Raw genomic sequence first — 26,986 nt, 5'->3', positions numbered from 1 at the left:
TGTCCTTCAGCCCAGCATGTGTTCTTCGGCGATCCAGGCGCGCAGGCGTTGGCGATGCGGCTCGGACATGGTCAGGAAGCGGAAGCCGGCCCAGGCCTGTCCGGGTGCGTGCGCGGCTTCGGTCCACAACAGATGCACGCCGACATCGATCTCGGTGGCACGGCCGATGCGCTCGGGCAGGCTGAAGCGCAATTGATACAGGGCGTCGTCATGCAGCGGAACCGAGGCCAGCAGCAGCATGCCGGTTTCCGAGACATTGCCGACCCGACCGATCTGCGCCTCGCTGAGCATGTCGGTCACCGGTATCAGGTCGGACGGCTGGCGGCGCGGTGCGCGGCGGGTGTCCTGAATCATGGGTTGGCCTCCGCGACGGGCGCCTGGCCGGCCAGGCTGCGCAGCGTGCGCACGGTGGCATGCCAGGCACGGTCGATCAGGCGCGATTTCTCTTCGACCAGCAGGCGCGCCTGGCCGCCGGCCATCAGCCGCGACAGGCCATCCAGCGAGTGCTCGGCGACCTTTTGCCCACGTTGATTGACGAACAGCGCGTTGCCGGTCATCGGGCTGTACCAGGACAGCCGTTGCCGACGCAGGTCGCCCTGCTGGTTGATCACGAACTCGAACCAGCTGCCGAACGGCAGGCTGCGCAGCTGCGTGTAGCAGGCCTCTTCGGCCGGCGAACGCGGGCCGGCGATGTCCTTGCGCGGTGCGCTGTCGCCCTGGTCGCCCAGCCGCGTGCGCGCCTTGAGTCTGGTGGCGAGCTCGGTGCGCGAGGTCGTCTCGTCCTCGCCGCCGGGCGTGGACAGGCGCCGCGCGATCGCCGCCGCTTCATCGTGGTGATAGCCGACCTGCAGCAGCGCGGTTTCGATCTCGGTGCCGAGCGCGATGTCGGCAGGTTGCCCCTTGCTGCGGCAGGTGACTTCGGCGATACGCGCGGTCAGGGCCTGGCGCTCGTCCCATTCGGGCGATTGCTCGCCCTGGCGCAGCAATGTCAGCGTCAGCACGTCCGACCATGCCTGACGCAGCAGCGCCTGCACGAAGCGCGGCGGGATGCTCTGCTCGCACAACTGCTCAATGCGCGCCTCGGCCTGCTGCTTGGCCGACTCCAGCCGCTCCTTGCCGCGCGCCGCATCCACATGGCGGCGCTCGGCGAGGTCGGCCTTGCGCGCCAAGGCGCGCAGATGCGCCTGGATATCGTCGTTGGCTGCTGCGAATACGGCCTCGTCGCCCTGGTAGTCGTTGACGATCCGGTCCACCGCGCTGCCCAGCTTGTGCAGCAACTGCGGGTCGGCATCGTCGTCGCCCAGCCAGACCGCGCCGGACTCGGCCACGGTGTTGAGCAATTCGCGCACCGGGTGCTGGTCGCGCACGAAGAAATGCGTATCGGCCAAGGCCGCGCGCACCACCGGCACCTGCAATTTGGCGAGCAGGGCCTGCGCCGGGGTCTGCTCGCGCACTTCGCGTTGCATCTGCGCGTAGAGCAGGCCGAGCAGATCGAAGGTGTCGGTGTCCTGCGGCGACAGCGCGGCGTCGGGGCCGTGTTGCGCCCGCAGCAAGGCAAGCAGCTGGCGCTGCACCGCATCGATGCCGCTGGGCTGCGCCGCCGCTGCTGCCTGTGCCGCCAGCGTGCCCTGCAGGCTGGCCAGTGCGTCGCTGACGGCGGCCTTGGGTACGGCCGAGGAGGCGAGCCGGGGAGATGCTTTTTCGGGTGTTGCCTGCGCGCTGGTCGCAGGCGCTGCGCCGTGATTTGCAGAACTTTGATTCGCCGCTGCGCCTGCGGTGCCGGCCGCCTGCGCCTGACGCGCCGACGACATCAGGCCGCCGAGCGCCTGCACTGCATCGCTCAGGGCGGGTGCTGCCTGCTCACCGTAGGTCGCCCCTGCCAGTGTCATCGGCGGAGCGGGCGCATCCAGCAGGGCGCTCTGCCACGGTGTCGGTGCCGATTGCCCGCTCCAGCCGGTTGCAGGCCGCCCGTTGCGCGGCGGCAGCGCGCGCGTGCTGGCGGCCGCAGCATCCTTCGGTGCGGTGGCTGCTGCAGGCGCTGCGCGCCGCGTCTGCACCTGGGTGGGCTTGACCAGGTAAGGGTGATAGATCAGTCCCGGCAGGATGCCCTCCTGCGCGAGCGTGCCGTTGGCGCGCTCGTACAGATCGTTCAAACGCTCGATGACCTGACGCTCGAACACGCGGTAGAGCGTCAGCTGCCCGTCCAGGCTCAGTCCCAGCGTTTCGCCGCACTGGCGCAGCACGCGGCACAAGGCGTACGGGCCCAGCGGCACTGCTTCCAGTTCGAACTCGGCCACCGCGCCGATCACCGCCACCCGCTGCGCCAGCAATTGCAGCGCATCGGCGCGGCGGGAGGTCTCACGGCGCGCAATCTCGCTGAGCACGATATCGCGATCGATATCGGTGTCCTCCACCAGGGTGAGCATCTGCGGATGCGCCGATGCATCGGCTGCTGGCATCAGCGACGGGCGATCGCGCAGCGTGGCCAGGTCCTGCGCCAGCTGCTGCAGGAACGCCTGCGGAAACCGATCGATGTGGTCGCGCAGGCCGCGCGTCTGCGCATAGGTTTCGGCCTGGATCTGGCTGTTGCGTGCATGCTCGGCCTGATGCAGCAGTTCGCGTTCCAGCTCGACGATGGTCAGCCGCAGCGGCCCGCTGAGCGCCTGCACGCAGTGCGCATGCAGCGCGGCTAGCAGGCGCCGCCCGCGCGCGGAAACCGGCGCATCGGCGATCGGGCCGCTGAGCATGTGCTGCAGGGAGGAGGCGGGAGTGGACATCTGGGGGAGGCGGGCTCGGTGCGAGGCGTGAGCTATGTAGCATGTTTTTCCGCCGGGCAGCGACCGCGCGGGCGCATGACGCGGCTTGCCCGCTACGGTCGCTACCCTCATACGAGGGCACGTGTGACGCAAAATCGCTGGATCTACGCGCCAGTGCTGTCGCGTGCGCTACCGATCACGGCGCGGCGTGCTGGCTGCTGTGCCGCGCCGCGATCGCCGCATCAGGCCAGAAACAGCTCGACCACGTCATTGGTGAAGCGGCGGCCCAGCTCGGTCGGCACCACGCGTCCGTGCTGCGCGGTCATCCAGCCTTGCGCAATCGCACGGGCCACAGGCAACTCGATGACCGAGGCGTTCAGGCCGGTGGAGACTTCGAAGTCGCGCAGGGAGAAGCCCTCGTGCAGGCGCAGCAGGTTGAGCATGTATTCGAACGGCAGCCGCTCGCGCGGCACGATCTCGTCGCCGCCGATCGACGCCGCGCTACCGGCACTGGCCAGGTAACTCTGTGGGTGCTTGTGCTTCCAGCGTCGCAGCACATGCTGTTCGGCGCCGGAACTGATCTTGCCGTGCGCCCCGGCGCCGATGCCCAGGTAATCGCCGAAGCGCCAGTAATTGAGGTTGTGCGCGCATTGCCGCCCGGGCCTGGCGTAGGCGCTCACTTCGTACTGCGCGTAGCCGGCCTCGGCCAGCAGACGCTGGCAATGTTCCTGCATGTCCCAGGCCGCATCGTCGTCGGGAATGCCCTTGGGCGGCCGCGCGAAGAACACCGTGTTCGGCTCCAGCGTGAGCTGGTAATGCGACATGTGGGTGGGCTGCAGCGCGAAGGCGCGTTCGAGATCGCGCTCGGCCTGTGCCAGGGTCTGCTCGGGCAGCGCGTACATCAGGTCGATATTGAAATTGTCGTAGCCGGCATCCTGCGCCAGCTTGATCGCACGCTCGGCCTCGGCACTGTCGTGGATGCGACCCAGCCGCTGCAGTGCTACATCGTCGAAGGTCTGCACGCCGAAGCTCAGCCGGTTCACGCCAGCGGCGCGATAGCCGTCGAAGCGGCCATGCTCGGCGGTGCCTGGATTGGTTTCCAGGGTGATCTCCAGATTCGGTGCAAAGCGCAGCCGCGCGGCGGCGGCTTGCAGAAACCGGTCGATGGCTTGGGGCGGAAACAGGCTCGGCGTGCCGCCGCCGAAGAACACCGAATGCACCACGCGCCCCCACACCAGCGGCAGGTCCGCATCCAGGTCGCGGATCAACGCATCCACGTAGTCCTCGAACGGCAGCACGCCCTTGGCCGCATGCGAGTTGAAATCGCAGTACGGGCATTTGCGCACGCACCAGGGCAGGTGCACGTAAAGCGACAGCGGCGGTGGAATCAGGTCGGGCACTGCGTCAGGCCAGGGTTCACAGCGACAGGGCGTGCAGCTTGTGCTGCAGCGTGGCCAGCGCCACCGCACGGTGGCTCAGCCTGTTCTTCAACGCGGTATCCATCTCCGCAGCGGTCAGGCCATGCACCGGATCCAGGAACACCGGGTTGTAGCCGAAGCCGCCCGTGCCGCGCGGTTCGGTGGTGATCACCCCTTCCCAGCTGCCTTCGGCGATCAGCGGCTGCGGATCTTCCGGGTGACGCAGCAGCACGATCACCGCGTAAAACCGCGCGCTGCGGCGCTCGGCCGGCACGGCGCGCATGGCGTCGAGCAGCTTGGCGTTGTTGGCCTGCGCATCGGTCGGGCTGCCGGCGTAGCGCGCGCTGTACAGGCCGGGTGCGCCGCCGAGCGCATCGACGATCAGGCCGGAGTCGTCGGCCAGTGCCGGCAGGCCGGTGACCGCGCTGGCATGGCGTGCCTTGATCAAGGCGTTCTCGACGAAGGTCAGGCCGGTTTCCGGCACATCGTCCACGCCCAGCTCGCCTTGCGCCACGATGCGCAGCGGCAGGTCGGCGAGCATGGCGCGCAGTTCTTCCAGCTTGCCGGCGTTGCCGCTGGCCAGGACCAGTTGTTTCATTGCTTGGGCTCCAGCAGGTCCCACTTGGTGCCGTACAGATCGCGGAACACCACGACCGTGCCGTACGGTTCCTCGCGCGGGGTTTCCAGGAATTCCACCCCGAACGCCTGCATCGCCGCGTGGTCGCGCCAGAAGTCGTCGGTGTAGAGAAAATGATCCACCCGCCCCCCGGTCTGGTCGCCGATGCGCGCGCGCTGGGCGGCGTCGGCCGGCTGCGCGAGCAGCAAGCCGGCGTCCTGCGCGCTGCCCGGGCCGATCACCGCCCAACGCTTGCCGTCGCCAAGTGCGCGATCCTCCAGCACCTGGAAGCCCAGCGCGCCGGTGTACCAGGCGATCGCCGCATCGTAATCGGCGACCAGCAGGGTGGTCAGGGCGATGCGCCGGCTCATCCGGCCAGTGCAGCGCGTTGCAGGGCGAACAGTTCGCTCATGCCTTGTTCGGCGAGTGCGAGCAATGCGTTGAGTTCGTCGCGGCGGAAGGCGTGGCCTTCGGCGGTGCCCTGCAGCTCGATGAAGCCGCCACCGTCATTCATCACCACATTCATGTCGGTGTCGCAGTCGCTGTCTTCGGGATAGTCCAGATCCAGCACCGGCTCGCCGCGATAGATGCCCACCGACACCGCGGCCACGGCGCCGATCAGCGGATGCTTCTTGATGTCGCCGCGCTTGAGCAGCAGGTTCACCGCATCGGCCAGCGCCACGTAGGCGCCGGTGATCGCGGCGGTGCGGGTGCCGCCATCGGCCTGCAGCACATCGCAGTCCAGGGTGATGGTGCGCTCGCCCAGGGCATTGCGATCCACGCAGGCGCGCAGTGCGCGGCCGATCAAGCGCTGGATTTCCAGCGTGCGTCCGCCCTGCTTGCCACGTGCGGCTTCGCGATCGGAACGGGTGTGGGTCGAGCGCGGCAGCATGCCGTATTCGGCGGTCACCCAGCCTTCGCCCTTGCCGCGCAGGAATCCGGGGACGCGGTTTTCCACGCTGGCGGTGCACAGTACGCGGGTGTCGCCGAAGCTGACCAACACCGAGCCTTCGGCGTGACGGGTGAAGGCGCGTTCGATGCGCACCGGGCGCAGCTGGTCGGCCGTGCGGCCGCTGGGACGGGAAAAGGTCATGCGATGAGTCCGGAAGTCGGGAGGTGGGTCTGGGTCGGCGCGTGGCGGGGCGGTCAGCCAGCGCGGGCCTCTAGGGTACCATTCGCGCTTTGAAGGCACGGGACTGACGATGATTCGAAGCATGACCGCGTTTGCTGGTGGCGAACGCATCACGCCCTGGGGCACGCTCGGCTGCGAGCTGCGCTCGGTCAACCATCGGTTTCTGGAAGTGGGCGTGCGCCTGCCCGAAGAACTGCGTGCGCTGGAGCCGCTGCTGCGCGAGCGGGTGGCGGCGAAAAACAGCCGCGGCAAGCTGGATCTGGCGCTGCGCCTGCGTGCGCCGGACAACGCGCAGACCCTGGCCGTGAACGAATCGCTGCTGCAGGAACTGGGCGTACTGGCCACGCGCCTTGACGGCATGTTCCCCAAGCTGCAGGTCGGCTTCACCGATCTGTTGCAGCTGCCCGGCGTGCTGCAGGTGCAGGACGTGGACGCACCTGCATTGCAGGCGCAGGCCCTGGCATTGCTGGACGAGGTGGTGGACAGTTTCGTCGCCGCGCGCGAGCGCGAAGGCGGCAAGCTGGCCGATGCGATCAGCGAGCGGGTCGATGCGATCGAACGCATTGCCGCCGAGGTGCGCACGCTGATTCCCGTCATCCGCGAAGGGCAGCGTGCCAAGCTGGCCGCCCGTCTGGCCGATCTGCCGCATCCGGTGGACCCGGGTCGCGCCGAACAGGAACTGGTGCTGTGGCTGCAGAAGCTGGACGTGGACGAAGAGCTCGACCGCCTGTCCAGCCACATCGCCGAGATCCGCCGCGTGCTCAGGCAGCGCGAGCCGGTCGGCCGCCGCCTGGACTTCCTGCTGCAGGAATTCAACCGCGAAGCCAATACGCTCGGCTCCAAGTCGGTGGACAGCCGCACCTCCAACGCCGCGGTGGATCTGAAGGTGCTGATCGACCAGATCCGCGAGCAGGTGCAGAACATCGAATAGCCGGGAGTGGTGATTGGGCATTCGGGATTGGTCGGCGGCCATCCCGGGTTTCAGCGGGGCGCGGCCAATACCGGTAGCATATCGACCCCGGTGGTACCGGTCCGCAGCCCGTTCGCGAATCCCGACTCCCCAAGCCCGAATCCCTGACCCTATGCGCGGCACCCTCTATATCGTTGCGGCCCCTTCCGGCGCCGGCAAGAGCAGCATCGTCAACGCCACCCTGGCGCGTGATCCCAAGATCGCCTTGTCGATCTCGTTCACCTCGCGCGCGCCGCGGCCGGGCGAACGGCATGCCGAGCACTACCATTTCGTCTCCGCCGACGAGTTCCAGGGCATGATCGAAGCCGGTGACTTCTTCGAATACGCGCTGGTTCATGGCGACTGGAAGGGCACCGCGCGGCAGTCGGTGGAGCCGCAGCTGGCCGCCGGTCACGACGTGCTGCTGGAGATCGACTGGCAGGGCGCGCGCCAGGTGCGCCAGAAGGTGCCCGACGCGGTCAGCGTGTTCATCCTGCCGCCGTCGCGCCAGGCGCTGGACGAGCGCATGCGCAAGCGCGGCCAGGACAGCGAGGACGTGATGGCGCAGCGCCTGGCCGCTGCCCGCGAAGAGATGCTGCATTTCGAAGAGTTCGATTACGTCATCATCAACGAGACCTTCGACACCGCGGTCTCGGAGATGTGCGCGATCTTCACCGCCAGCCGGCTGCGCCGGCAGGCGCAACAGCAGCGGCATGCCGAGTTGATCCGGGCCTTGCTGGACTGAGCGGCTCAAATCCCTGATTCCAAAGGAAACTGAATAGGCCCAGGTTGCCGTGACGGCGGCCCGGGCGTACACTCCGCCCCCTTTCCCTCATTCGATGCGCGGCCGTTGCTGGTCGCCGGGAGCCCGCATGGCCCGCATTACCGTAGAAGATTGCCTGGAAGTCGTGAACAACCGTTTCGAGCTGGTCATGATGGCGTCCAAGCGCGCCCGTCAGCTCGCCAACGGCGTGCAGCCGTTGATCGAAAATGCCGACGCCAGCGACAAGCCCACCGTGATGGCACTGCGCGAGATCGCCGCACGCCGGATCGACAACGCGCTGATCGACGAAGTCGAGAAGGCCGAGCGCGAGCGCGCCGAACGCGAAGCGCTGGAATGGGCCGCTGCCGAAGTCGTCGCCGACGAAGACATGTCCAAGAACGACGATTGATTGTTCGCATCGCTGCGATCGATCTGAACAGCCCGCCATGTGCGGGCTGTTTTCGTTTCGGGCCCGCTTTGTCGCCTGCAGTGTGCAAACGTTTGCCGTGACTGCGTTGCTGGCATAGTCTTCCGGCATGAACCCAGGCCCCACTGCCCAGGCGACCGTCGTGACGTCTCCGTCTTCCGACCAGGCCATCCCCGACTACGTCCTGCACCTCGAACGCGCGGCCAGCTACCTTCCCAAGGAGCAGCTGCCGATCCTGCGCCGTGCCTGGGAAGTGGGCGCCAGCGCGCATGCCGGCCAGACCCGCAAGTCGGGCGAGCCGTACATCACCCATCCGGTTGCGGTGGCCGGCGTGCTCGCCGAGCTCGGCCTGGACATGGAATCGCTGATCGCCGCGATCCTGCATGACACCATCGAAGACACCCCGCTGACCCGCGAAGAGCTGGCGTCGGAATTCGGCGAAGCGGTGGCCGAGCTGGTCGATGGCGTCACCAAGCTGGACAAGCTCAAGTTCCGCGACCGCCAGGAAGCGGCTGCGGAGAGCTTCCGCAAGATGCTGCTGGCAATGTCGCGCGACCTGCGCGTGATCATGATCAAGCTGGCCGACCGCCTGCACAACATGCGCACGCTGGGCGCGCAGAGCAGCGAGGCGCGCAGCCGCATCGCGCGCGAAACGCTGGAAATCTATGCGCCGATCGCCCAGCGCCTGGGCATGAGCCTGATCAAGTCCGAGCTGCAGAACCTGGGCTTCCGCGCGCTGTATCCGTGGCGTCACGCCATCATCGAAAAACATATCCGCAGCCAGCCGGTGGTGCGGCGCGAATCGATGGCGCAGGTGGAAGTGCAGCTGTCGCAGCGACTGGCCAAGGAAGGGCTGGAGCATCGCCTGGTCAGCCGCATCAAGACGCCCTGGAGCATCTATTCCAAGATGCACGAAGAGAACAAGTCCTTCGACCAGGTGATGGATGTGTTCGGCTTCCGCCTGGTGGTGCGCTCGGTGGCCGATTGCTATCACGCGCTGGGTGCGGTGCATGCCACCTTCAAGCCGCTGGACGGGCGCTTCCGCGATTTCATTGCCATCCCCAAGGCCAACGGCTATCAGTCGCTGCACACCGTGCTGTTCGGCCCGTACGGCTCGCCGATCGAAGTGCAGATCCGCACCGAGGAGATGGACCTGATCGCCGAACGCGGCGTGGCCGCGCACTGGACCTACAAGGTTGGCTCGGCCTCGCCCAACAGCGCGCAGAGCCGCGCGCATGACTGGATCGTGGAGCTGATCGATTCGCAGCGTGCGGCCGGTTCGTCGCTGGAGTTCCTGGACAACGTCAAGGTCGACCTGTTCCCGGACGAGGTCTATCTGTTCACGCCCAAGGGCAAGATCCTGGCGCTGCCGCGCAACTCCACCGCGCTGGATTTCGCCTACGCGGTGCACACCGACGTGGGCAACCGCGCGGTCGCCTCGCGGGTGGACAAGAAACTGGTGCCGCTACGCACCAAGCTGGCCAGTGGCCAGGCGGTGGAAATCATCACCGCGCGCTCGGCCACGCCCAAGCCGCAGTGGCTGGAGTTCGTGGTCAGCAGCAAGGCGCGTACCGCGATCCGTCACCAGCTCAAGCAGCTCGAACACGAGGACGCCGTGCAGCTCGGCCACCGCATGCTCGATCGCGCGCTGGAAGCGATGGACAGCTCGCTCGAGCGGTTGCCCAAGGGCCGCCTGGACGCCTTCCTCACCGAGCATCGCTATCCCCGCCTGGAAGCCTTGCTGGCCGATGTGGCGCTGGGCAACTGGATGCCGACCCAGGCCGCGCAGGCGCTGATGGCCTACGCCGAATTGCGCGGCGGCGGCCACTCCAAGCATTCGCACGAAAAGATCCTGATCGACGGCAGCGAGCGCGGCGTGATCAGCTTCGCCAACTGTTGCCAGCCGATTCCCGGCGACGAAATCATGGGTTACCACACCGCCGGCAAAGGCATCGTGGTGCACCGTCTGGACTGCCCCAACCTGGCCGAGCTGCGCAAATCGCCCGAACGCTGGGTGCCGATCGACTGGGACTCGGGCGTGACCGGCGATTACGACACCGCACTGGTGGTCGAGGTGGAAAACCGTACCGGCGTGCTGGCCCAGCTGGCTGCGGCGATTGCGCAGAGCCAGTCCAATATCGAGCGCGTGGATTACCTGGACCGCGATTTCAACGCCGCGGTGCTGCGCTTCAACATCCAGGTCCGCGACCGACGCCATCTGGCCGAAGTGATGCGCCGGCTGCGGCGTCTGCATGTGGTGCAGAGCGTGGGGCGGCAGTAGCGGCCCGGGCCCTGTCGAGAGGCGGCGCTGAGGCCGCCCGCGCAATAGCGTGCACTGATGCGCCGACGTCGGGTCTCAGGCCTGCCGCGGCGGCAGGCAGTGGCCGCCGCGCGCGTGCTCGGTCAGGCTCCACGCCGCCCGTGCAGCGCGATCTGTCCGGTACGCCAGCACGGTGCCTGGCGATCTTCGCAAGATGCGTGGCAACAAGATCGTGCGCAACAGTCGAGCAAATCCGCACAAACGCCTAAACTGCAGCACACATCTTTGCAGTGGAGCTTCCATGTCCCAGATCATCCATACCGACCAGGCGCCTGCCGCCATTGGCCCGTATTCGCAGGCCGTGCGTGCCGGCAACACGGTGTATTTCTCCGGGCAGATCCCGCTGGATCCGGCCACCGGCGAGATCGTGCCGGGCGATGTCGGCGTGCAGGCACGCCGCGCGTTCGACAACCTCAAGGCGGTGGCCGAAGCCGCCGGTGGCTCGCTCGACAAGATCGTGCGGCTGGGCCTGTACCTCACCGATCTCGGCCAGTTCGCCGCCGTCAACGCAGTGATGCAGGAGTATTTCCAGGCCCCGTTCCCGGCGCGTTCGACCATCGAGGTTTCCGGCCTGCCCAAGGGTGCCGGCTTCGAGGTCGATGCGGTGATGGTGCTCGACTGATCCAGCTCGGCTGACCCGAGCGCCCTGCCGTGCCGCGCGTAGCGACCGTCACCCCGCGCCTGGCCGTCGCAGGCCAGGCCTCGCTTGCCAGCCTGCCCGGCGTCGGCCCGAAAGTGGCCGGGAAATTCGCTGCGCGCGGCATCTCGACGCTGCAGGATCTGTGGCTGCATCTGCCGTTGCGCTACGAAGACCGCACGCGACTGACCACGATCGCGCAGTTGCAGAGCGGCGTGCCGGCGCAGATCGAAGGGCGTGTGGATGCGGTGGAGCGCGGCTTCCGTTACCGGCCGGTGTTGCGGGTGGCGGTCTCGGACGAGTCGCATGGCAGCGTGGTGCTGCGCTTCTTCCATTTCCGCGCCGCCCAGGTCGCGCAGTTCACACCGGGCACGCGGCTGCGGGTGTTCGGCACGCCCAAGCCGGGACAGAACGGCTGGGAAATCGTGCACCCCAGTTACCGCGTGCTGGCACCGGGCGAGGATGCCGGGCTGGGCGACAGCCTGGATCCGGTCTATCCGGTGCTGGAAGGCGTGGGCCCGGCCACGTTGCGCAAACTCATCGGCCAGGCGCTGGAGCGCTTGCCGGCCGAGGCCGCGCTGGAACTGCTGCCGCCGCACTGGTTGCAGGACGAACAACTGCCCTCGCTGCGCAGCGCGCTACTGACCATGCATCGCCCGCCGGTGAACACCGACCCGCAGCAACTGCTCGCAGGTGGGCATCCGGCCCAGCAACGTTTGGCGATCGAAGAATTGCTGGCGCATCAGCTCAGCCTGCGTCGCCAGCGCATCGCCTTGCAGCGCTTCCGCGCACCGCTGCTGCCTGGCAACGGCACCCTGGTACAGCAGCTGCGCGCGGCATTGCCGTTCCAACTTACCGGTGCGCAGCAGCGCGTGTTCGCCCAGATTGCCCGCGACCTGGCAAAACCGTCGCCGATGCTGCGGTTGGTGCAGGGCGATGTCGGCAGCGGCAAGACCGTGGTCGCCGCATTGGCCGCGATGCTGGCGGTGGAGCAGGGCAAGCAGGTCGCACTGGCCGCGCCGACTGAGCTGCTGGCCGAGCAGCACCTGACCAATCTACGTGGCTGGCTGGAACCGCTGGGCGTGCGCATCGTCTGGCTGGCCGGCAAGGTCACCGGCAAGGCGCGCGCCGCGGCAATGGCCGAGGTGGCCTCCGGCCAGGCGCAGGTGGTGGTCGGCACGCATGCCCTGATGCAGGACGCGGTGGTCTTCCACGATCTGGCGCTGGCCATCATCGACGAGCAGCACCGCTTCGGCGTGCATCAGCGCCTGGCCTTGCGCGACAAGGGGGCGGCCGCCGGCAGCGTGCCGCATCAGTTGGTAATGACCGCCACGCCGATCCCGCGCACCCTGGCGATGTCCACCTATGCGGATCTGGATGTCTCGGCCATCGACGAGCTGCCGCCTGGGCGCACGCCGGTGCAGACCATCGTGCTCAGCGCCGAGCGTCGGCCGGACCTGGTCGAGCGCATCCGCGCCGCCTGCGCCGAAGGGCGCCAGGCGTATTGGGTCTGCACCTTGATCGAAGAAAGCGAGGAGCCCGGCAAGGACGCGCCCAGTGGCCCGCCGAGGATCGAGGCCCAGGCGGCGGAGGCCACCTTCGAAGCCCTGTCCGCGCAATTGCCCGGCGTGCGCGTGGCGCTGGTGCACGGGCGCATGAAAGCGGCGGAAAAACAGAAGGCGATGCTGGATTTCAAGCAGGGCCAGACCGATCTGCTGGTCGCCACCACGGTGATCGAGGTCGGCGTGGACGTGCCCAACGCCTCGCTGATGATCATCGAGAATGCCGAGCGCCTGGGTCTGGCGCAGTTGCACCAGTTGCGCGGCCGGGTCGGCCGCGGCGCGGCCGCGTCCAGTTGCGTGCTGCTGTATCAGGCGCCGTTGTCGATGATGGCGCGGCAACGCCTGGAAACCATGCGCCAGACCAACGACGGCTTCGTGATCGCGGAAAAGGATCTGGAGCTGCGTGGCCCCGGCGAATTGCTGGGCACGCGACAGACCGGCCTGGCCAGTTTCCGCATCGCTGATCTCACCCGCGATGCCGGGCTGCTGCCGCGCGTGCAGGTGCTCGCCGAACGGCTGCTGGCCGAAGCGCCGGACATTGCCGACCGCGTGGTCGCGCGCTGGATCGGCAGCGCGGTGCGTTATGCCGCTGCTTGAGTGGCGGGGATTGGGGATTTGGGATTCGGGATTGGTCAGAGCTGGCTGCTGCGGCCTGTAGGTTCGCGTGACCGGCCGATCCTTGCGAAGATGCGGCAACGAATCCCGAATGACCAATCTCCGATCCCATGACCAAAAAGATACCGCTGCTGATCGACACCGACCCGGGCGTGGACGACGCGCTGGCCTTGCTGATGGCCTTCAACGACACCCGGCATGACGTCGTTGGCCTGACCATCGCCGCCGGCAACGTGGGCCTGGAGCACACCGTGCGCAACGCCTTGAAGGTCTGCGAGATTGCCGGGCGCGACGATGTGCCGGTCTATGCGGGCTGCCCGCAGCCGCTGCTGCATCCCTCGGTGGACGCGGCGCATGTGCATGGCATCGACGGCTTTGGCGATGTCGGCCTGGCGCCGGCCAAACGCACTGCCGAGACCGAGCACGCCGCGCTGGCCATCCTGCGCCTGTCGCACGAATACGCCGGCGAGCTGCTGCTGGTCGCGCTCGGCCCGTTGACCAATCTGGCCCTGGCCCTGACGCTGGATCCGACCCTGCCGCAGCGCGTGGCGCGGCTGGTGGTGATGGGCGGGGCGCTGACCGGGCACGGCAACATCACCGCCGCGGCCGAATTCAATATCGGCTTCGACCCGGAAGCGGCACATATCGTGTTCCGCGGTTTTCCGCAGTTCGACGTGGCCGACTGGGAAGCCACCATCGCGCACGGGCTGCTGCATCGCGATGTCGAGCAGTGGCTGGCAGCTGACTCCGCGCAGGCGCGGTTCTACGAGGAAATTTCGCGCAAGACCCGGCTGTGGTCCGAAGACAGCCGTGGCGAGCACTGGTACGCCGCCGACGCGCTGGCGATGGCGTTCGCGCTGCATCCGGAGGGCGCGCAGCGGCTGGAGCAGCGGCCAGTGCATATCGAGCTGACCGGTACCCACACCCGCGGCATGACCCTGGTGGACTGGGAGCGCCGGGATGGCAACCCCGACAACGCCAACCTGCTGCTGGACTACGATCGCCCGCAATTCTTCGGCCTGGTCGCGGCGGCGTTGGCCGCAGGCTAGGGCGATCTTGCGCCGGGCGTCTGGAGGCCGCTATAATGCCCGGCTTATCCAGGCAGCCCGGCGCCAAGTCCATGAAAGATAACGTTCATCCCAGCTACAACGACGTCGTCTTCCACGACGTGACGTCCGATTTCAAGATTCTGACCCGTTCCACCATGAGCTCGAAAGAGACCGTGAAGTGGGAAGACGGCCAGGAATACCCGCTGATCAAGGTGGATATCTCCTCGGCCTCGCACCCGTTCTATACCGGCAAGCACAAGGTGATCGACACCGGCGGCCGGATCGACAAGTTCCAGAAGCGCTACGCGCGCTGAGCTTGCAGGACGGGCTGTACCAGCAGCGGCCGCGCATTGCGCGGCCGTTGTTTTTTGGGCGGCGGCAACTTCGTTTTCACGCCGTCGACGGGGCGTCTACGACTTCTGTCCAAGCGACGGCCAAAATGTTGCTGTGCGATAATGACGTGATCCGGGGCGATGCCCTGGACTTCCATCACGTGCCTGCCCATTTGGTGACAGGCGCCTTCCACTGAAGGAGCGTACACAGTGTCCGATCTTGATCAGGTCACGCTCAACGCCGGCGACAAGTCGGTCGTTCTGCCGGTTCTCAAGCCCACGCTTGGCAATGATTGCGTCGATATTTCAAAGCTGACCAAAGAAACCGGTCTGTTCACCTACGACTCGGGCTTTACCGCCACCGCCAGCTGCAAGTCGGCCATCACCTACATCGATGGCGACAACGGCGTGCTGCTGTACCGCGGCTACCCGATCGAACAGTTGGCCGAGAAGTCCAGCTTCCTCGAAGTCTCGTACCTGCTGATGAACGGCGAGCTGCCGACCGCGGACGAATTCAAGAAGTTCGACCACGAAGTCACGCACCACACGATGATGCACGAGTCGCTGAAGAACTTCCTCGGTGGCTTCCGGCATGACGCCCACCCGATGGCCATGCTGGCCGGTTCGGTCGCCTCGCTGTCGGCGTTCTACCACGACACCCTGGACCTCAACGATCCGGAGCAGCGCCGCCAGGCCGCCATCCGTCTGATCGCCAAGGTGCCGACCCTGGCTGCTGCCGCGTACCGCTATTCGATCGGCTGGCCGATCCGCTACCCGCGCAACAACCTCAACTACGTCGACCGCTTCCTGCACATGATGTTCGAGGTGCCTAGCGAGCCGCTGGAGATCAATCCGGTGGTGGCCAAGGCGCTGGATCTGCTGTTCATCCTGCATGCCGATCACGAGCAGAATGCCTCGACCTCGACCGTGCGTCTGGTCGGTTCGACCGGTGCCAATCCGTACGCCTCGGTCGCAGCGGGCATCACCGCGCTGTGGGGTCCGGCACATGGTGGCGCCAACGAAGCCGTGCTGAAGATGCTGGAAGAGATCGGCACCGCCGACAACGTTGAGTCCGCCGTGGCCAAGGCCAAGGACAAGAACTCCTCGTTCCGCCTGATGGGCTTCGGTCACCGCGTCTATAAGAACTTCGACCCGCGCGCCAAGATCATCCGTGAGATGACCCACAAGGTGCTGGGCGAACTGGGCGTCAACGATCCGCTGCTGGAAGTGGCGCTGAAGCTGGAAGAAGCCGCGCTGAAGGACGACTACTTCGTGCAGCGCAAGCTGTACCCGAACGTCGACTTCTACTCGGGCCTGATCTACAAGGCGCTGAACATCCCGGTGGAAATGTTCACCGTGATGTTTGCCATTGCACGCACCGCCGGCTGGGTGTCGCATTGGCTGGAGCAGCAGGTCGACCCGGAAATGAAGATCGGCCGTCCGCGCCAGATCTACACCGGCTACGACAAGCGCGACTACACCGACGCCGGCCAGCGCTAAGCGCCTGCGGTTGTCTGCTTGAACGAACGCCCCGCACTGCGGGGCGTTTGCTTTTGCGGGTTGGCGTTGTGGTCAGTGGTCACGCGTCATGGCGCGCTGCGATCAGCGCGTGCGCGGCACGGCGTGGTCACCATCCTCTTCTGCCAACAACTGACGCAACTGGGCGGCCGAGGCGCGCTGCATCGGTTTTTCGTCCAGCTGCGACAACGGTGCCTGGCGCAAGGCATCGTACGGCAGCACGGTCAGGTCGAAGCTCAGTTCCTCGGCACTGAACAGCCACACCGGAAACTCGGCTGTGCGCTCGCGGTCCAGGCGCAGCCGGCGCGTACGCGATTCGGCCGGAATGCGGTGTTCTTCCAGGAAGCGCTGCACGGCGTCGGCATCGTCGCTGTGCAACTGCAGCTGCACCGGCGCATTGGCGTCGGCCGTGCCATCGAGCACCGGGCCGGCCAGGCGCGGCTGGAACGGGCTAAGAAACTCCAGCGCGCGCAATGCGGCTTCGCGACGTTGGCGCAGCCGCAGCCCGTGCGCAGGCCCGGCGAACAGGCGCTGGTGCTCGCGCAACGCATCTTCGATCTCGCGGTTACGCGGCAGCGATGCGTCGTCGTGGATGCCCAGCCGGCTGGCCGCCTTGAGCTTGGCCTGATGAAAATCGCGGATGCCGCCCTCGGCCATCAGCCGGGCCGCTTCGTGCGCCAGGCGATGGCGACGTTCTCGGGTTCGCGTATCGGCGTGTTCGCGCGCGTGATGCATGACCGGGCTCCCCTAATGAACCTGGTTCGACTCTACAACAGCGGCATGAAGAGGTGGCGAATGCCCCCGTGTCTCCCTGCAAGGGCAATCACGCAACGGTGATTACCCGTTGCCTTCTACTGAACTGGAGGCAGTCGATTCCGCGAACCTGATTGGGGAATCGAGCGGAAGAAGCCGTTCCGATTCCCCAATCCCGATTCCCGATTCCCGGCCCTCAAAAGATATCGAACGCCTTCTCGTCCTGCTGTTCCTGCAGGCCGTAGTCGTAGTCCTGCAGGCGATCCAGGTCCTCGTTCTTCACCCATTCCACCGCGCCATTGATGGTGGCCTGGGTCATGCCGTCGGGCGGGTCGTTGGCGGCGATCGGCTTGTCCTTCAGCGCCACGCGCATGTAGTCGATCCAGATCGGCAGTGCCGCCTTGCCGCCGTACTCGCGATAGCCGAGCGAGCGGAAGTCGTCGCGACCCACCCACACCGTGGTGGCGTAGGGGCCGCCGAAGCCGGAGAACCAGGCGTCGCGGTGATCGTTGGTCGAGCCGGTCTTGCCGCCGACGTCCTCGCGCCCGAGCACCTTGGCCGCAGTGCCGGTGCCGCGCTGGACCACGTCGCGCATCATCGACACCAGCTGATAGGCGGTACGCTCGTCGATGGCGCGCGGCGCGATCTTGGTTTCGGCGGTGGCTGCCGGGGCGGTCTCCGCCGGCGTGGCCGGCGTCGCCGTGGTCGGTTCGATCGATTTGGGCAGGGCGGGGGCGCCGAAGTTGAAGCCGTCCACCACCTGGCTCACCGGCGCGACATTGCCGCCCTGCAAGGCGCAGGTACGGCAGGCCACCGCCGGCACTTCCTTGAAGACCACATTGCCGTCGCGGTCCTTGACCTCGTCCACGATCCAGGTCTCCACCCGCGAGCCGCCATTGGCGAACACCGCATAGCCACGCGCGACCGACAACGGCGTCAGCGAGGCCGTGCCCAGCGACATCGACAGATTGGGCGGCAGCTCGGCTTCCTGGAAGCCGAACTGGCTGATGTACTTGCGTGCAAAATCGACGCTGATCGCATCCAGCAAGCGGACCGACACCAGGTTGCGCGATTGCACCAGTGCCTCGCGCAAGCGCATCGGACCGCGGAAGCCACCGCCGTCGTTCTGCGGCGACCAGGTCTTGCCGCGGCGGTCGCGGAACACCACCGGCGCATCGAGCACGATCGAGGCCGGGTTGAAGCCTTTCTCGAACGCGGCCGCATACACGAACGGCTTGAAGCTCGAGCCCGGCTGGCGGCGTGCCTGGGTGGCGCGATTGAACTTGTTGCCGGCGAAGCTGAAACCGCCGACCAGCGCCCGCAGCGCGCCGCTATTGGCATCCAGCGACACCAGCGCGGCCTGGCCGCGCGGCAACTGGTCGATGATCCACTCGCCGTCCTTCTCGCCGGCGCGGATGCGGGTCAGGTCGCCGCGCGTCAGCAGCTTGGCCGGCGTCTTGTTGGTCCAGCGACTGGCGCTGGCCGGCAGGGTCAGCTCGGTCTTGTCGCTCTGCACGACGGTCACGCCGCCGTCGGCATTGGTGCGTGCCACGATCACCGCGCGCAGGCCGCCCTGGGTGAACACGCCCGACAGATGCTTGGCCAGTGCCGCGGCATCCGCATCGGCGGTGACATCGAAATGCTGCTCCACCCCATGCCAGCCATGCCGGTGGTCGTATAGGCGCAGGCCTTCGGCAACCGCCGCATCGGCGCCGGTCTGCAGCGTGGCATCGATGGTGGTGGTGACGTGGTAGCCCTTGTTGAGCACATCGCCGCCGTACTTGGCGATCATTTCCTGGCGCACCAGCTCGGCCACGTACGGGGCGTAGACCTCGACCGGCGGCTCGTGCGGCTTGGCGTGCATCGGCACCGCCTTGGCGGCATCGGCTTCGGCCTGGCTGACAAAGCCCAGGTCGGCCATGCGTTGCAGCACGTAGTAATCGCGGCGCTCCTGCGCGCGTTCCGGATTGCTGATCGGGTTGCCGCTGGACGGGAACTTGGGGATGCCGGCCAGCGAGGCCATCTCGTCCAGGCTCAACTCGCTCATCTTCTTGCCGTAGTAGTACTCGGCCGCAGCACCCACGCCGTAAGCGCGGTTCCCGAAGAAGCTCTTGTTGAGATACAGCTCAAAGATCTCGTCCTTGCTCAGCTCGCTCTCGATCTTGCGCGCCAGTAGGATCTCGGCGAGCTTGCGGGTGTAGCTGTATTCGGAACTGAGGAAGAACTGCCGTGCCACCTGCTGGGTGATGGTCGAACCACCCGGCACGCGTTTGGCGTCGGTGCTGGCCAGCAGCCACACCGCGCGGGCGATGCCCTTGTAGTCCACGCCGCCATGTTCGTAGAAGCGCGCGTCCTCTGTCGCCAGGAAGGCCTGCTTCAGGCGCAGCGGCACGTCCTTCATCTGGACGGGGTAGCGCCGGGTCTCGCCATAGACGGCCATCAGGCGGCCGTCGCTGGAATAGACGTACATCGGCTCCTGCAGCTCGACCTGCTTGAGCGACTGCACGTCCGGCAACTTGGAGGAAATGGCGTAATACAGGCCGCCGGCAGCAATAGCGCCAAGCAGGGCGAGCACCACGAACGCGGCCAGGATCAAGCCCAGCCAACGGCGAATACGGGGCATGTAAGAGAGATTCCGATTGCAGATTTCTTGGTCACAGAGTATAGATGACGCCGGGTTTGGCTGGGGCCGAACTCTGGGGATCGCAGGAAACAGCACTGGGGTCACGTCGCGGGGCCATTGCCTTGCGCGTGAAGGGCTTGTCACCTGTTAAAATTTAATTATTAATACGAGGGCGCAGACAAGCGTCCAAGTGCCCATCGGCAGGGGAGTTTCCGTGGGGCTTCTACCCAAGAGTCAATCGCCACTGATTGGTGTCGATATCAGTTCCACTGCGGTCAAGCTCTTGCAGCTGTCGCGCAGCGGGAACCGTTTCCGCGTGGAGCATTACGCGGTGGAACCGTTGCCGCCGAATGCGGTCGTGGAAAAGAACATCGTCGAAGTCGAGGCGGTTGGCGAAGCGATTCGTCGCGCCATCAACCGTTCCGGCAGCAAGGCCAAGAACGCCGCGGCCGCGGTGGCCGGGTCGGCGGTGATCACCAAGCTGATTCCGATGCCGGCCGATCTGGACGACAGCGATCTGGAAGCCCAGGTCGAACTGGAAGCCACCAATTACATCCCGTACCCGATCGAGGAAGTCAATCTCGACTTCGAGGTGCTCGGCCCGATGCCCAACAGCCCGGACATGGTCCAGGTGCTGCTGGCGGCCTCGCGTTCGGAGAATGTGGAACTGCGCCAGTCCGCGCTGGAACTCGGTGGCCTGACCGCCAAGGTGATGGACGTGGAGGCCTTCGCGGTCGAGAACGCCTTTGCCCTGGTCGCCAGCGAGTTGCCGGTGGCCGCCGATGCGGTGGTTGCGCTGGTGGACATCGGCGCGACCATGACTACGTTGAGCGTGCTGCGCTCCGGTCGCAGCCTGTATAGCCGCGAGCAGGTCTTCGGCGGCAAGCAGCTCACCGACGAGGTGATGCGCCGTTACGGGTTGACCTACGAGGAGGCCGGCCTTGCCAAGCGTCAGGGCGGCTTGCCGGAGAGCTACGAGGTCGAAGTGCTGGAGCCGTTCAAGGAAGCGACGGTGCAGCAGATCAGCCGTCTGCTGCAGTTCTTCTACGCGGGCAGCGAATTCAATCGCGTCGACTGCATCGTGCTGGCCGGCGGCTGCGCTGCGCTGTCGCGCCTGCCGGAGATGGTGGAAGAGCAGCTCGGCGTGACCACCGTGGTCGCCAACCCGCTTGCGCAGATGACGCTGGGCCCGAAGGTCCAGGCGCATGCGCTGGCGCTGGATGCACCTGCATTGATGATCGCCACCGGCCTGGCCCTGAGGAGCTTTGACTGATGGCAAGAATCAATCTTTTGCCCTGGCGCGCCGAGCGCCGGAAGGCGCGCGAGCGTGAGTTCTATTCGATGCTGGGCTTCGCCGCGTTGGGCGGCGTGCTGCTGTCGGTCCTGATCTGGTTCTACTACGACGCCCAGATCAGCGGCCAGACCGAGCGCAATGCGTTCCTGACCGCCGAGATCGACAAGGTCAAGGCGCAAAACGAAGAGATCAAGGAGCTCGACAAGAAGAAGGACCGCCTGCTCGCCCGCAAGAAGGTGATCGAGGAGCTGCAGGCCAATCGTTCGCAGATGGTGCATCTGTTCGATTCGCTGGTGCGCACCATTCCTGATGGCGTGGCCTTGACCAACATCAAGCAGGACGGCGACATCCTGACCTTGGAAGGGCGTTCGCAATCCAACGCGCGCGTCAGTACGTATATGCGCAACCTGGAAAGCTCGGGCTGGATGACCAATCCGGACCTGTCGATCATCGAGGCCAAGAGCCAGGACAAGGCCGGGCAGCCTGCGGGACCGTCGATGGACACCAAGACGCTGCCGTACGTGTTCACGCTCAAGGTCAAGCTGGCCAATCCGAACGAGGCCGACAAGAACGGCACCGCACCGGTCGATGCGCAAGCGCCGGGTGCAACGCCAGCGACGGCCCCTGCGGGCGCGCCAGCGGCGGCACCTGCAGCACCTGCGCCTGCCACGTCGCCGGCCGCTGCTCCTGCACCCGTGCAGCCAGCGCCGGCGTCCGCCAATCGGCCGCAGGAGGGGGCGGCGTCATGAGTAAGAAAGCATTCAAGCTCAGCGATCTGGATTTCAACAACATCGGCGGCTGGCCGCAGCAGGCACGCATCGTGTTCTGCGTGGTGGTCGGCCTGTTCATCATGGTGCTGGCCTGGTTCCTGTTGATCAGCGGCAAGCGCGATGAACTCGAAGGCCTGGAAGGCACCGAAACGCAGCTGCGCACCGAGTTCGAGACCCAGCAGGGTCGTGCGGTGAATCTGGAGCCGCTCAAGCAGCAGCTCGCGCAGATGGAACAGGTGCTGCAGCAGATGCTGCGGCAGCTGCCCAGCAAGACCGAAATGCCGGATCTGATCATCGACATCTCGCAGACCGCGCTGTCCAGCGGCCTGTCCAACGAGTTGTTCCAGCCGGGCCCGGAATCGCCGAAGGAGTTCTACGCCGAAAAGCCGATCGCCTTGCGCATGGTGGGGAGTTATCACCAGTTCGGTGCCTTCGTCAGCGGTGTGGCGTCGTTGCCGCGCGTGGTGATCCTGACCATGCACGACATCAACCTCAAGCCGAGGGACCCCAAGGCCGGCATCACCCCGCGCGGGGCGCTGGAACTGTCCGGCACGGTCAAGACCTATCGTTATCTGGACGATGAGGAAATGGCCGAGCAGGAGAAGGCTGCGGCCGACGCTGCGAAGAAGGGCGGCCAATGACCACGAAACTGCTCAAGATCCTGTCCTGCGTGGCGCTAATTGCTGTATTGCCGGCGTGTACGCGCGGGGTGACCAGCACACCGGGCGATGCGCCGAACCTGGAAGCCTGGGTCGCCGAAGTGCGCGCACGGCCGGCACCGCCGTTGGAGCCGTTGCCGGTGATGCAGCAATTCGAGACGTTCGAATATGCCGCGCAATCGATGCGCGACCCGTTCAGCGATGCCTGGGTCAGTGCGGAAGGCGGCAACGGCACGCGTCCGGACCCGAACCGGCGCAAGGAGCCGCTGGAAGCCTATCCGCTCGACGCCCTCGACATGGTGGGGACCATTGGCGGCGGCTCGGGCCTGGTTGCGCTGGTCATGGCACCCGACAAGGTGACCTACCGGGTGCGGCCGGGCGTGTATCTGGGACAGAGCGATGGCCGGGTCACCGGGGTCTACGAAGACCGCATCGAGCTGATTGAACTTGTGCCGGACGGTGCGGGTGGATGGCTTGAACGGCCGGCCGCGCTCGCATTGGATGATCAATAAAGTGATAGGGGATAGCACGATGACGTTTTCCAATGCCCGGCGGCTGCGTCCGGTTCGGCGCCACGCGGTATTCCAGGCCTGCGCGATGGGGTTCGCGCTGGCGCTGGCGAGCGGTAGCGCGTTCTCGGCGGCAGCACTGAAGCAGCCTGCGCAGGATCCGGCCAAGACCGCTCCGGCGAGCCTGGCGGTGTCCAAGATCGATTTCAAACGTGGCGAGGATGGCGCTGGCCGTCTGATCCTGCAGTTCGACCGCCAGGGCGCCAGCCCGGATCTGCGCACGCAGGGCGACAACGTGCTGGTCGACATCAGCAACGCGCGCCTGCCCGCCGAACTGCAGCGCCCGCTCAACGTCACCGACTTTGCAACGCCGGTGCAGCGTGTCGAGGTCAAGCCATCCGGCTCGGGGTCGCAGCTGGTGCTGTCGACCAAGGGCGCGTTTGATTCGCTGGCCTACCAGACCGGCAACGAATACGTGGTCGAAATCACTCCGCGCAAGGGCCAGCCCGCGGTCGGGGGTGTCAGCGCCGCAGCCGTCACCCAGGCCGCCGCGCAGATCGCTGCGCGCGGTTACAGCGGCCGCCCGGTGACGTTCAACTTCCAGGACGTGCCGGTACGCACCGTGCTGCAGCTGATCGCCGAGGAATCCAACCTCAATATCGTCGCCTCCGACACCGTGCAGGGCAATGTGACGCTGCGCCTGATGAACGTGCCGTGGGACCAGGCGCTGGACATCGTGCTGCGTGCCAAGGGGCTGGACAAGCGCCGCGACGGCGGCGTGGTGTGGGTCGCCCCGCAGCCGGAGCTGGCCAAGTTCGAGCAGGACAAGGAAGACGCCCGCATCGCGATCGAGAACCGCGAGGATCTGATCACCGATTACGTGCAGATCAATTACCACAACGCGGCCGTGATCTTCAAAGCGCTGACGGAGGCCAAGGGGATTGGTGGCGGTGGTGGTGGTCAGGGCGGCGGTCAAGGTGGACAAGGTGGCCAGCAGGACAATGGATTTTTGTCGCCTCGCGGTCGCCTGGTTGCCGACGAGCGCACAAACACCCTGATGATCAGCGATATTCCGAAGAAGGTCGCGCAGATGCGCGAGCTGATTTCGCATATCGATCGGCCGGTGGATCAGGTGTTGATCGAAAGCCGCATTGTGATCGCGACCGACACGTTTGCGCGTGACCTCGGTGCGCGGTTTGGCATCACTGGTTCAACTGGCCGCGGTATTCTGAGCGGCTCATTGGATAGTAATGTCAATTTCCAGAACACCTCGGCTCAGCGTGCCAATGAACTTGCCAACACGGGCACAAGCACAACGCTAGCGTCGCATCTATTCCCGACTGGGTTGAATGTGGACCTTGGTGCAAGCGGGTTTACCAACAGCAGGGCAGCAGGTTTGGCATATACGCTGCTGGGCTCCAATTTCAATCTCGATATCGAGCTTTCGGCGATGCAAGAGGAGGGGCGTGGCGAGGTCGTTTCAAATCCCAGAATCGTCACTGCCAATCAGCGTGAGGGTGTCATCAAGCAGGGACGGGAAATCGGCTATGTGACAATCAGCGGCGGCGGCGCTGCCGGTTCGGCCGCGCAAGCCAATGTACAGTTCAAAGAAGTGTTGCTTGAGCTGAAAGTCACTCCGACCATTACCAATGACAATCGCGTTTTCTTGAACATGAATGTCAAGAAAGACGAAGTCGCGCGGTTTATCATTCTGGAAGGCTATGGCACCGTGCCGGAAATCAATCGTCGTGAGGTCAACACCGCCGTTTTGGTCGGTGATGGCGAGACGGTGGTAATCGGTGGTGTTTATGAATTCACAGATCGCGAGAGCGTCTCCAAGGTTCCCTTCCTGGGCGACATCCCATTCCTCGGAAATTTGTTCAAGAAACGTGGACGCAGCAAAGAAAAAGCTGAGTTGCTGGTCTTCGTTACCCCGAAGGTGTTACGTGTTGCGAGTGCTACCCCTTAAGAGGGAGCCATGTCGGAAAAAGGCCGCGAAAGCGGCCTTTTTTCATGATGAAGCATGTCGTTAAAGGCGGTAGGCGGTTTGGGCCGCCGGCGTGGTCACAAGCAAGCGATATGTTGTCTTGCATCAAAAACCATCAAGGCCTCTGGACCGTTTCCCCTTGTGGTGTGATCGTGCTGGCCTGATTGCTTTGCCAAGGCGCGATGCCTGCAGTCCCTGCTTGTGTGACCTGTTTCATGCCCGGAGTCACTGGCTGAATGCTCAGGGATGACCGAGTGAACCAATTGCGCTCGAATCGGTCACACTGGGCCTATGAACGCACCGCCGCTGTTGCCCCCTGAAGCCGCTGCCGCGCCCGCCGAGGACCGGTTGCATCGTCAATTCACCCTGCTGCGCGAGTCGTTGGCGCAGCGCATCGTGGGCCAGTCCGCGCTGGTCGAACGGCTGCTGATCGCCCTGCTAGCCGATGGGCATTTGCTGGTCGAGGGCGCGCCCGGGTTGGCCAAGACTACCGCGATCCGCGCGCTGGCCTCGCGGTTGGAAGCGGATTTTGCGCGGGTGCAGTTCACCCCCGACTTGCTGCCCTCCGATCTGACCGGCACCGAGATCTGGCGGCCGCAGGACAGCCGGTTCGAGTTCATGCCCGGGCCGATCTTCCATCCGATCCTGCTCGCCGACGAGATCAATCGTGCACCGGCCAAGGTGCAGTCGGCGTTGCTGGAGGCGATGGGCGAGCGTCAGGTCACCGTCGGGCGGCACACTTATGCGTTGCCGCAGCTGTTCCTGGTCATGGCTACGCAGAACCCGATCGAGCAGGAAGGCACGTTCCCGTTGCCCGAGGCGCAGCTGGATCGCTTCCTGATGCACGTGCGTATCGGCTATCCACAGGCCGATGCCGAGGCGGAGATCCTGCGTCTGGCACGTGAGGCCGCGCGCGACACCCTGGAAAAGCACGAGACGGTACCCGACAAGATCCCGCTGGAAGATGTCTTTGCCGCGCGTCGGGTGTTGCTGGACGTGCATCTGGCGCCGCAGCTGGAGCGCTACCTGATCGAGATCGTGCTCGCGTCGCGCGATGCGCAGCGCTACGACCCGGCATTGGCGCGGCGGATTGCCTGGGGCGCGAGCCCGCGTGGGTCGATCGCACTGGAGCGCTGCGCACGGGCGCGTGCATGGCTGGCCGGGCGCGACTACGTGACCCCGGACGATATCCGCGCAATCGCGCCGGATGTGCTGCGTCATCGCGTGCTGCCCAGCTACGAAGCCACTGCCGAAGGCTGGGATGGCGAACGTCTGGTCGCCGCCTTGTTGGAAAAGATTCCGCTGCCCTGATCGGGTAGCGTGTCGCCGAGGTATGCCGTCCTCTGACCAGAATCCGATGTCTTCGATGCCGTCTTCTTCCCCTGTCACCGCTCCGGCGTCGATCGCTGGCGATGGGCTGCGGCCGACGCTGGCGGAGCTGATCGCGCTGCGCGGCACCACGACCCACCGCGGGCAGCCAGGGCGTGGCCGCCATGGGCTGGTCGGGCCAGTGCCGGCGGCAACGCGTGGGCGCGGGATGGAATACGCCGAGTCGCGCGAGTACGTGGCCGGCGACGATGCGCGGCATATCGACTGGCGGGTCACCGCGCGTACCGGGCGCGCGCACACCAAATTGTTCCAGGCCGAGCGCGAACGCTTGAGCCTGATTGTGGCCGATACCTCGCCGGCGCTCTTCTTCGGTACGCGGGTGCGCTACAAATCGGTGCAGGCCGCCCGTGCCGGCGCGGTCGCGGCGTGGCTGGCGCAGCGGCAGGGCGACCGGATCGCTGCGCTGCGTGGCACTGCCAGCGAGGCGCCGATTGCACCGCGCTCGGGTCAACGCGGCGTATTGCCGGTGCTGGATGCGTTGGCGCGCTGGTACACGCAGCCGCCTTCCGGGGATGCGTGTCTGGAGGTGGGACTGGACCATGCCGCGCGGTTGCTGCGCCCGGGTGCGCGGCTGACCGTACTGGCCGATGCGCGCAGCGCCAGCAGGATTTCTGCCACGCGCTGGTCGGGCCTGGCCTTGCATCACGAGGTGGTGGTGATCGTGCTGGTCGACCCGCTGGAGCTGGCGCCGCCGGCCCGCGCACTCAGCTTCGATGTGCGCGGCGAGCGCATTGCGATCGATCTGTCCACGCAGGCCGGACGTGCGCGTTGGCAGGCCGAATTCGTGGCACCGCTGGAACAATTGACCGCGGTCCTGCAGGCACGCGGTGTGCGCCTGCATCGCCTGTCAACCGACGATGCCAGCGATGCCTGGTTGGGCGGCAGTAGCGCCGTGCGGAGCCGATGAC

At 66.0% G+C, this 26,986-nt stretch carries 24 protein-coding genes; 16 read left to right on the top strand and 8 right to left on the bottom strand.

Annotated elements, in window-relative coordinates:
- Positions 1–6 precede the first annotated feature (6 nt).
- The 6 genes from KHN93_RS16635 to rph form a co-directional block, all read right to left on the bottom strand.
- Complete coding sequence (locus KHN93_RS16635; protein ID WP_024938115.1) at positions 7–354, bottom strand: PilZ domain-containing protein; 348 nt, start codon at positions 352–354, stop codon at positions 7–9.
- Entirely contained in the window at positions 351–2,777 is a 2,427-nt protein-coding gene (locus KHN93_RS16630; protein ID WP_211920824.1) for a DUF1631 domain-containing protein, read from the bottom strand. The genes KHN93_RS16635 and KHN93_RS16630 overlap by 4 nt, the downstream gene beginning before the upstream one ends.
- A 221-nt stretch (positions 2,778–2,998) precedes the next feature.
- Positions 2,999–4,156: a radical SAM family heme chaperone HemW gene (hemW, locus tag KHN93_RS16625; protein ID WP_211920822.1), complete on the bottom strand. Its 1,158-nt coding sequence runs from the start codon at positions 4,154–4,156 to the stop codon at positions 2,999–3,001.
- Positions 4,157–4,172: 16 nt separating this feature from the next.
- The gene (gene rdgB, locus KHN93_RS16620; protein ID WP_016903568.1) at positions 4,173–4,772 is read right to left on the bottom strand and encodes an RdgB/HAM1 family non-canonical purine NTP pyrophosphatase; all 600 of its coding nucleotides are present in this window, start codon (positions 4,770–4,772) and stop codon (positions 4,173–4,175) included.
- On the bottom strand, positions 4,769–5,161 hold the full coding sequence (locus KHN93_RS16615; RefSeq protein WP_211920820.1) for a VOC family protein: 393 nt from the start codon (positions 5,159–5,161) through the stop codon (positions 4,769–4,771). Before KHN93_RS16615 ends, rdgB begins: the two co-directional genes overlap by 4 nt.
- Positions 5,158–5,883, bottom strand: coding sequence for a ribonuclease PH (rph, locus tag KHN93_RS16610; protein ID WP_024938119.1), 726 nt, complete (start codon positions 5,881–5,883; stop codon positions 5,158–5,160). The genes KHN93_RS16615 and rph overlap by 4 nt, the downstream gene beginning before the upstream one ends.
- Before the next feature lie 109 nt (positions 5,884–5,992).
- Between rph and KHN93_RS16605 the strand changes: the two genes are divergently transcribed.
- The 9 genes from KHN93_RS16605 (at position 5,993) to KHN93_RS16565 (ending at position 16,076) form a co-directional block, all read left to right on the top strand.
- A complete protein-coding gene (locus KHN93_RS16605) occupies positions 5,993–6,853 on the top strand; it encodes a YicC/YloC family endoribonuclease (protein WP_047124720.1) in 861 nt (286 codons plus the stop codon).
- A 151-nt stretch (positions 6,854–7,004) separates the two neighbouring features.
- A complete protein-coding gene (gene gmk / locus KHN93_RS16600) occupies positions 7,005–7,616 on the top strand; it encodes a guanylate kinase (protein ID WP_039525672.1) in 612 nt (203 codons plus the stop codon).
- Positions 7,617–7,743: 127 nt separating this feature from the next.
- Positions 7,744–8,043, top strand: coding sequence for a DNA-directed RNA polymerase subunit omega (gene rpoZ, locus KHN93_RS16595; protein WP_002812428.1), 300 nt, complete (start codon positions 7,744–7,746; stop codon positions 8,041–8,043).
- 127 nt (positions 8,044–8,170) lie between these two features.
- Positions 8,171–10,342: a RelA/SpoT family protein gene (locus tag KHN93_RS16590; RefSeq protein ID WP_039525675.1), complete on the top strand. Its 2,172-nt coding sequence runs from the start codon at positions 8,171–8,173 to the stop codon at positions 10,340–10,342.
- Positions 10,343–10,622: 280 nt separating this feature from the next.
- Complete coding sequence (locus tag KHN93_RS16585) at positions 10,623–11,003, top strand: RidA family protein (protein WP_024938123.1); 381 nt, start codon at positions 10,623–10,625, stop codon at positions 11,001–11,003.
- 29 nt (positions 11,004–11,032) lie between these two features.
- Complete coding sequence (gene recG, locus KHN93_RS16580) at positions 11,033–13,177, top strand: ATP-dependent DNA helicase RecG (RefSeq protein WP_211920818.1); 2,145 nt, start codon at positions 11,033–11,035, stop codon at positions 13,175–13,177.
- A 128-nt stretch (positions 13,178–13,305) separates the two neighbouring features.
- Positions 13,306–14,244, top strand: a complete 939-nt coding sequence (locus tag KHN93_RS16575) for a nucleoside hydrolase (protein WP_039519221.1) — start codon at positions 13,306–13,308, stop codon at positions 14,242–14,244.
- Positions 14,245–14,315: 71 nt separating this feature from the next.
- A complete protein-coding gene (locus KHN93_RS16570) occupies positions 14,316–14,558 on the top strand; it encodes a type B 50S ribosomal protein L31 (protein WP_024938126.1) in 243 nt (80 codons plus the stop codon).
- A 228-nt stretch (positions 14,559–14,786) separates the two neighbouring features.
- On the top strand, positions 14,787–16,076 hold the full coding sequence (locus KHN93_RS16565) for a citrate synthase (RefSeq protein WP_024938127.1): 1,290 nt from the start codon (positions 14,787–14,789) through the stop codon (positions 16,074–16,076).
- A gap of 102 nt (positions 16,077–16,178) precedes the next feature.
- Here KHN93_RS16565 and KHN93_RS16560 read toward each other — a convergent pair whose 3' ends face one another.
- Both KHN93_RS16560 and KHN93_RS16555 read right to left on the bottom strand, forming a co-directional pair.
- A complete protein-coding gene (locus tag KHN93_RS16560) occupies positions 16,179–16,829 on the bottom strand; it encodes a hypothetical protein (RefSeq protein ID WP_104559953.1) in 651 nt (216 codons plus the stop codon).
- Between the two features lie 214 nt (positions 16,830–17,043).
- Positions 17,044–19,470 carry a penicillin-binding protein 1A gene (locus KHN93_RS16555; protein ID WP_486684695.1) on the bottom strand — a complete coding sequence of 809 codons (2,427 nt, stop codon included), beginning with the start codon at positions 19,468–19,470 and terminating at the stop codon, positions 17,044–17,046.
- Positions 19,471–19,684: 214 nt separating this feature from the next.
- On the opposite strand from KHN93_RS16555, the gene KHN93_RS16550 reads away from it, so the two are divergent.
- The 7 genes from KHN93_RS16550 to KHN93_RS16520 all read left to right on the top strand — a co-directional run bounded on the left by KHN93_RS16550 (position 19,685) and on the right by KHN93_RS16520 (position 26,985).
- Complete coding sequence (locus KHN93_RS16550; RefSeq protein ID WP_039423791.1) at positions 19,685–20,743, top strand: pilus assembly protein PilM; 1,059 nt, start codon at positions 19,685–19,687, stop codon at positions 20,741–20,743.
- The gene (locus tag KHN93_RS16545; RefSeq protein ID WP_104559951.1) at positions 20,743–21,513 is read left to right on the top strand and encodes a PilN domain-containing protein; all 771 of its coding nucleotides are present in this window, start codon (positions 20,743–20,745) and stop codon (positions 21,511–21,513) included. The genes KHN93_RS16550 and KHN93_RS16545 overlap by 1 nt, the downstream gene beginning before the upstream one ends.
- Complete coding sequence (locus tag KHN93_RS16540) at positions 21,510–22,175, top strand: type IV pilus inner membrane component PilO (protein WP_024938132.1); 666 nt, start codon at positions 21,510–21,512, stop codon at positions 22,173–22,175. The genes KHN93_RS16545 and KHN93_RS16540 overlap by 4 nt, the downstream gene beginning before the upstream one ends.
- The gene (locus tag KHN93_RS16535; RefSeq protein WP_016903584.1) at positions 22,172–22,705 is read left to right on the top strand and encodes a pilus assembly protein PilP; all 534 of its coding nucleotides are present in this window, start codon (positions 22,172–22,174) and stop codon (positions 22,703–22,705) included. The genes KHN93_RS16540 and KHN93_RS16535 overlap by 4 nt, the downstream gene beginning before the upstream one ends.
- A 19-nt stretch (positions 22,706–22,724) precedes the next feature.
- Positions 22,725–24,671, top strand: a complete 1,947-nt coding sequence (locus KHN93_RS16530) for a type IV pilus secretin PilQ (protein ID WP_104559950.1) — start codon at positions 22,725–22,727, stop codon at positions 24,669–24,671.
- Positions 24,672–24,980: 309 nt separating this feature from the next.
- Positions 24,981–26,000, top strand: coding sequence for an AAA family ATPase (locus KHN93_RS16525; protein ID WP_104559949.1), 1,020 nt, complete (start codon positions 24,981–24,983; stop codon positions 25,998–26,000).
- Between the two features lie 22 nt (positions 26,001–26,022).
- On the top strand, positions 26,023–26,985 hold the full coding sequence (locus KHN93_RS16520) for a DUF58 domain-containing protein (RefSeq protein ID WP_211920816.1): 963 nt from the start codon (positions 26,023–26,025) through the stop codon (positions 26,983–26,985).
- Position 26,986 lies beyond the last annotated feature (1 nt).

The sequence above is a fragment of the Xanthomonas arboricola pv. juglandis genome (assembly GCF_905367715.1).
Classification (GTDB): Bacteria; Pseudomonadota; Gammaproteobacteria; order Xanthomonadales; family Xanthomonadaceae; genus Xanthomonas; species Xanthomonas arboricola.
This window is presented reverse-complemented; position numbering and strand designations above follow the sequence as displayed.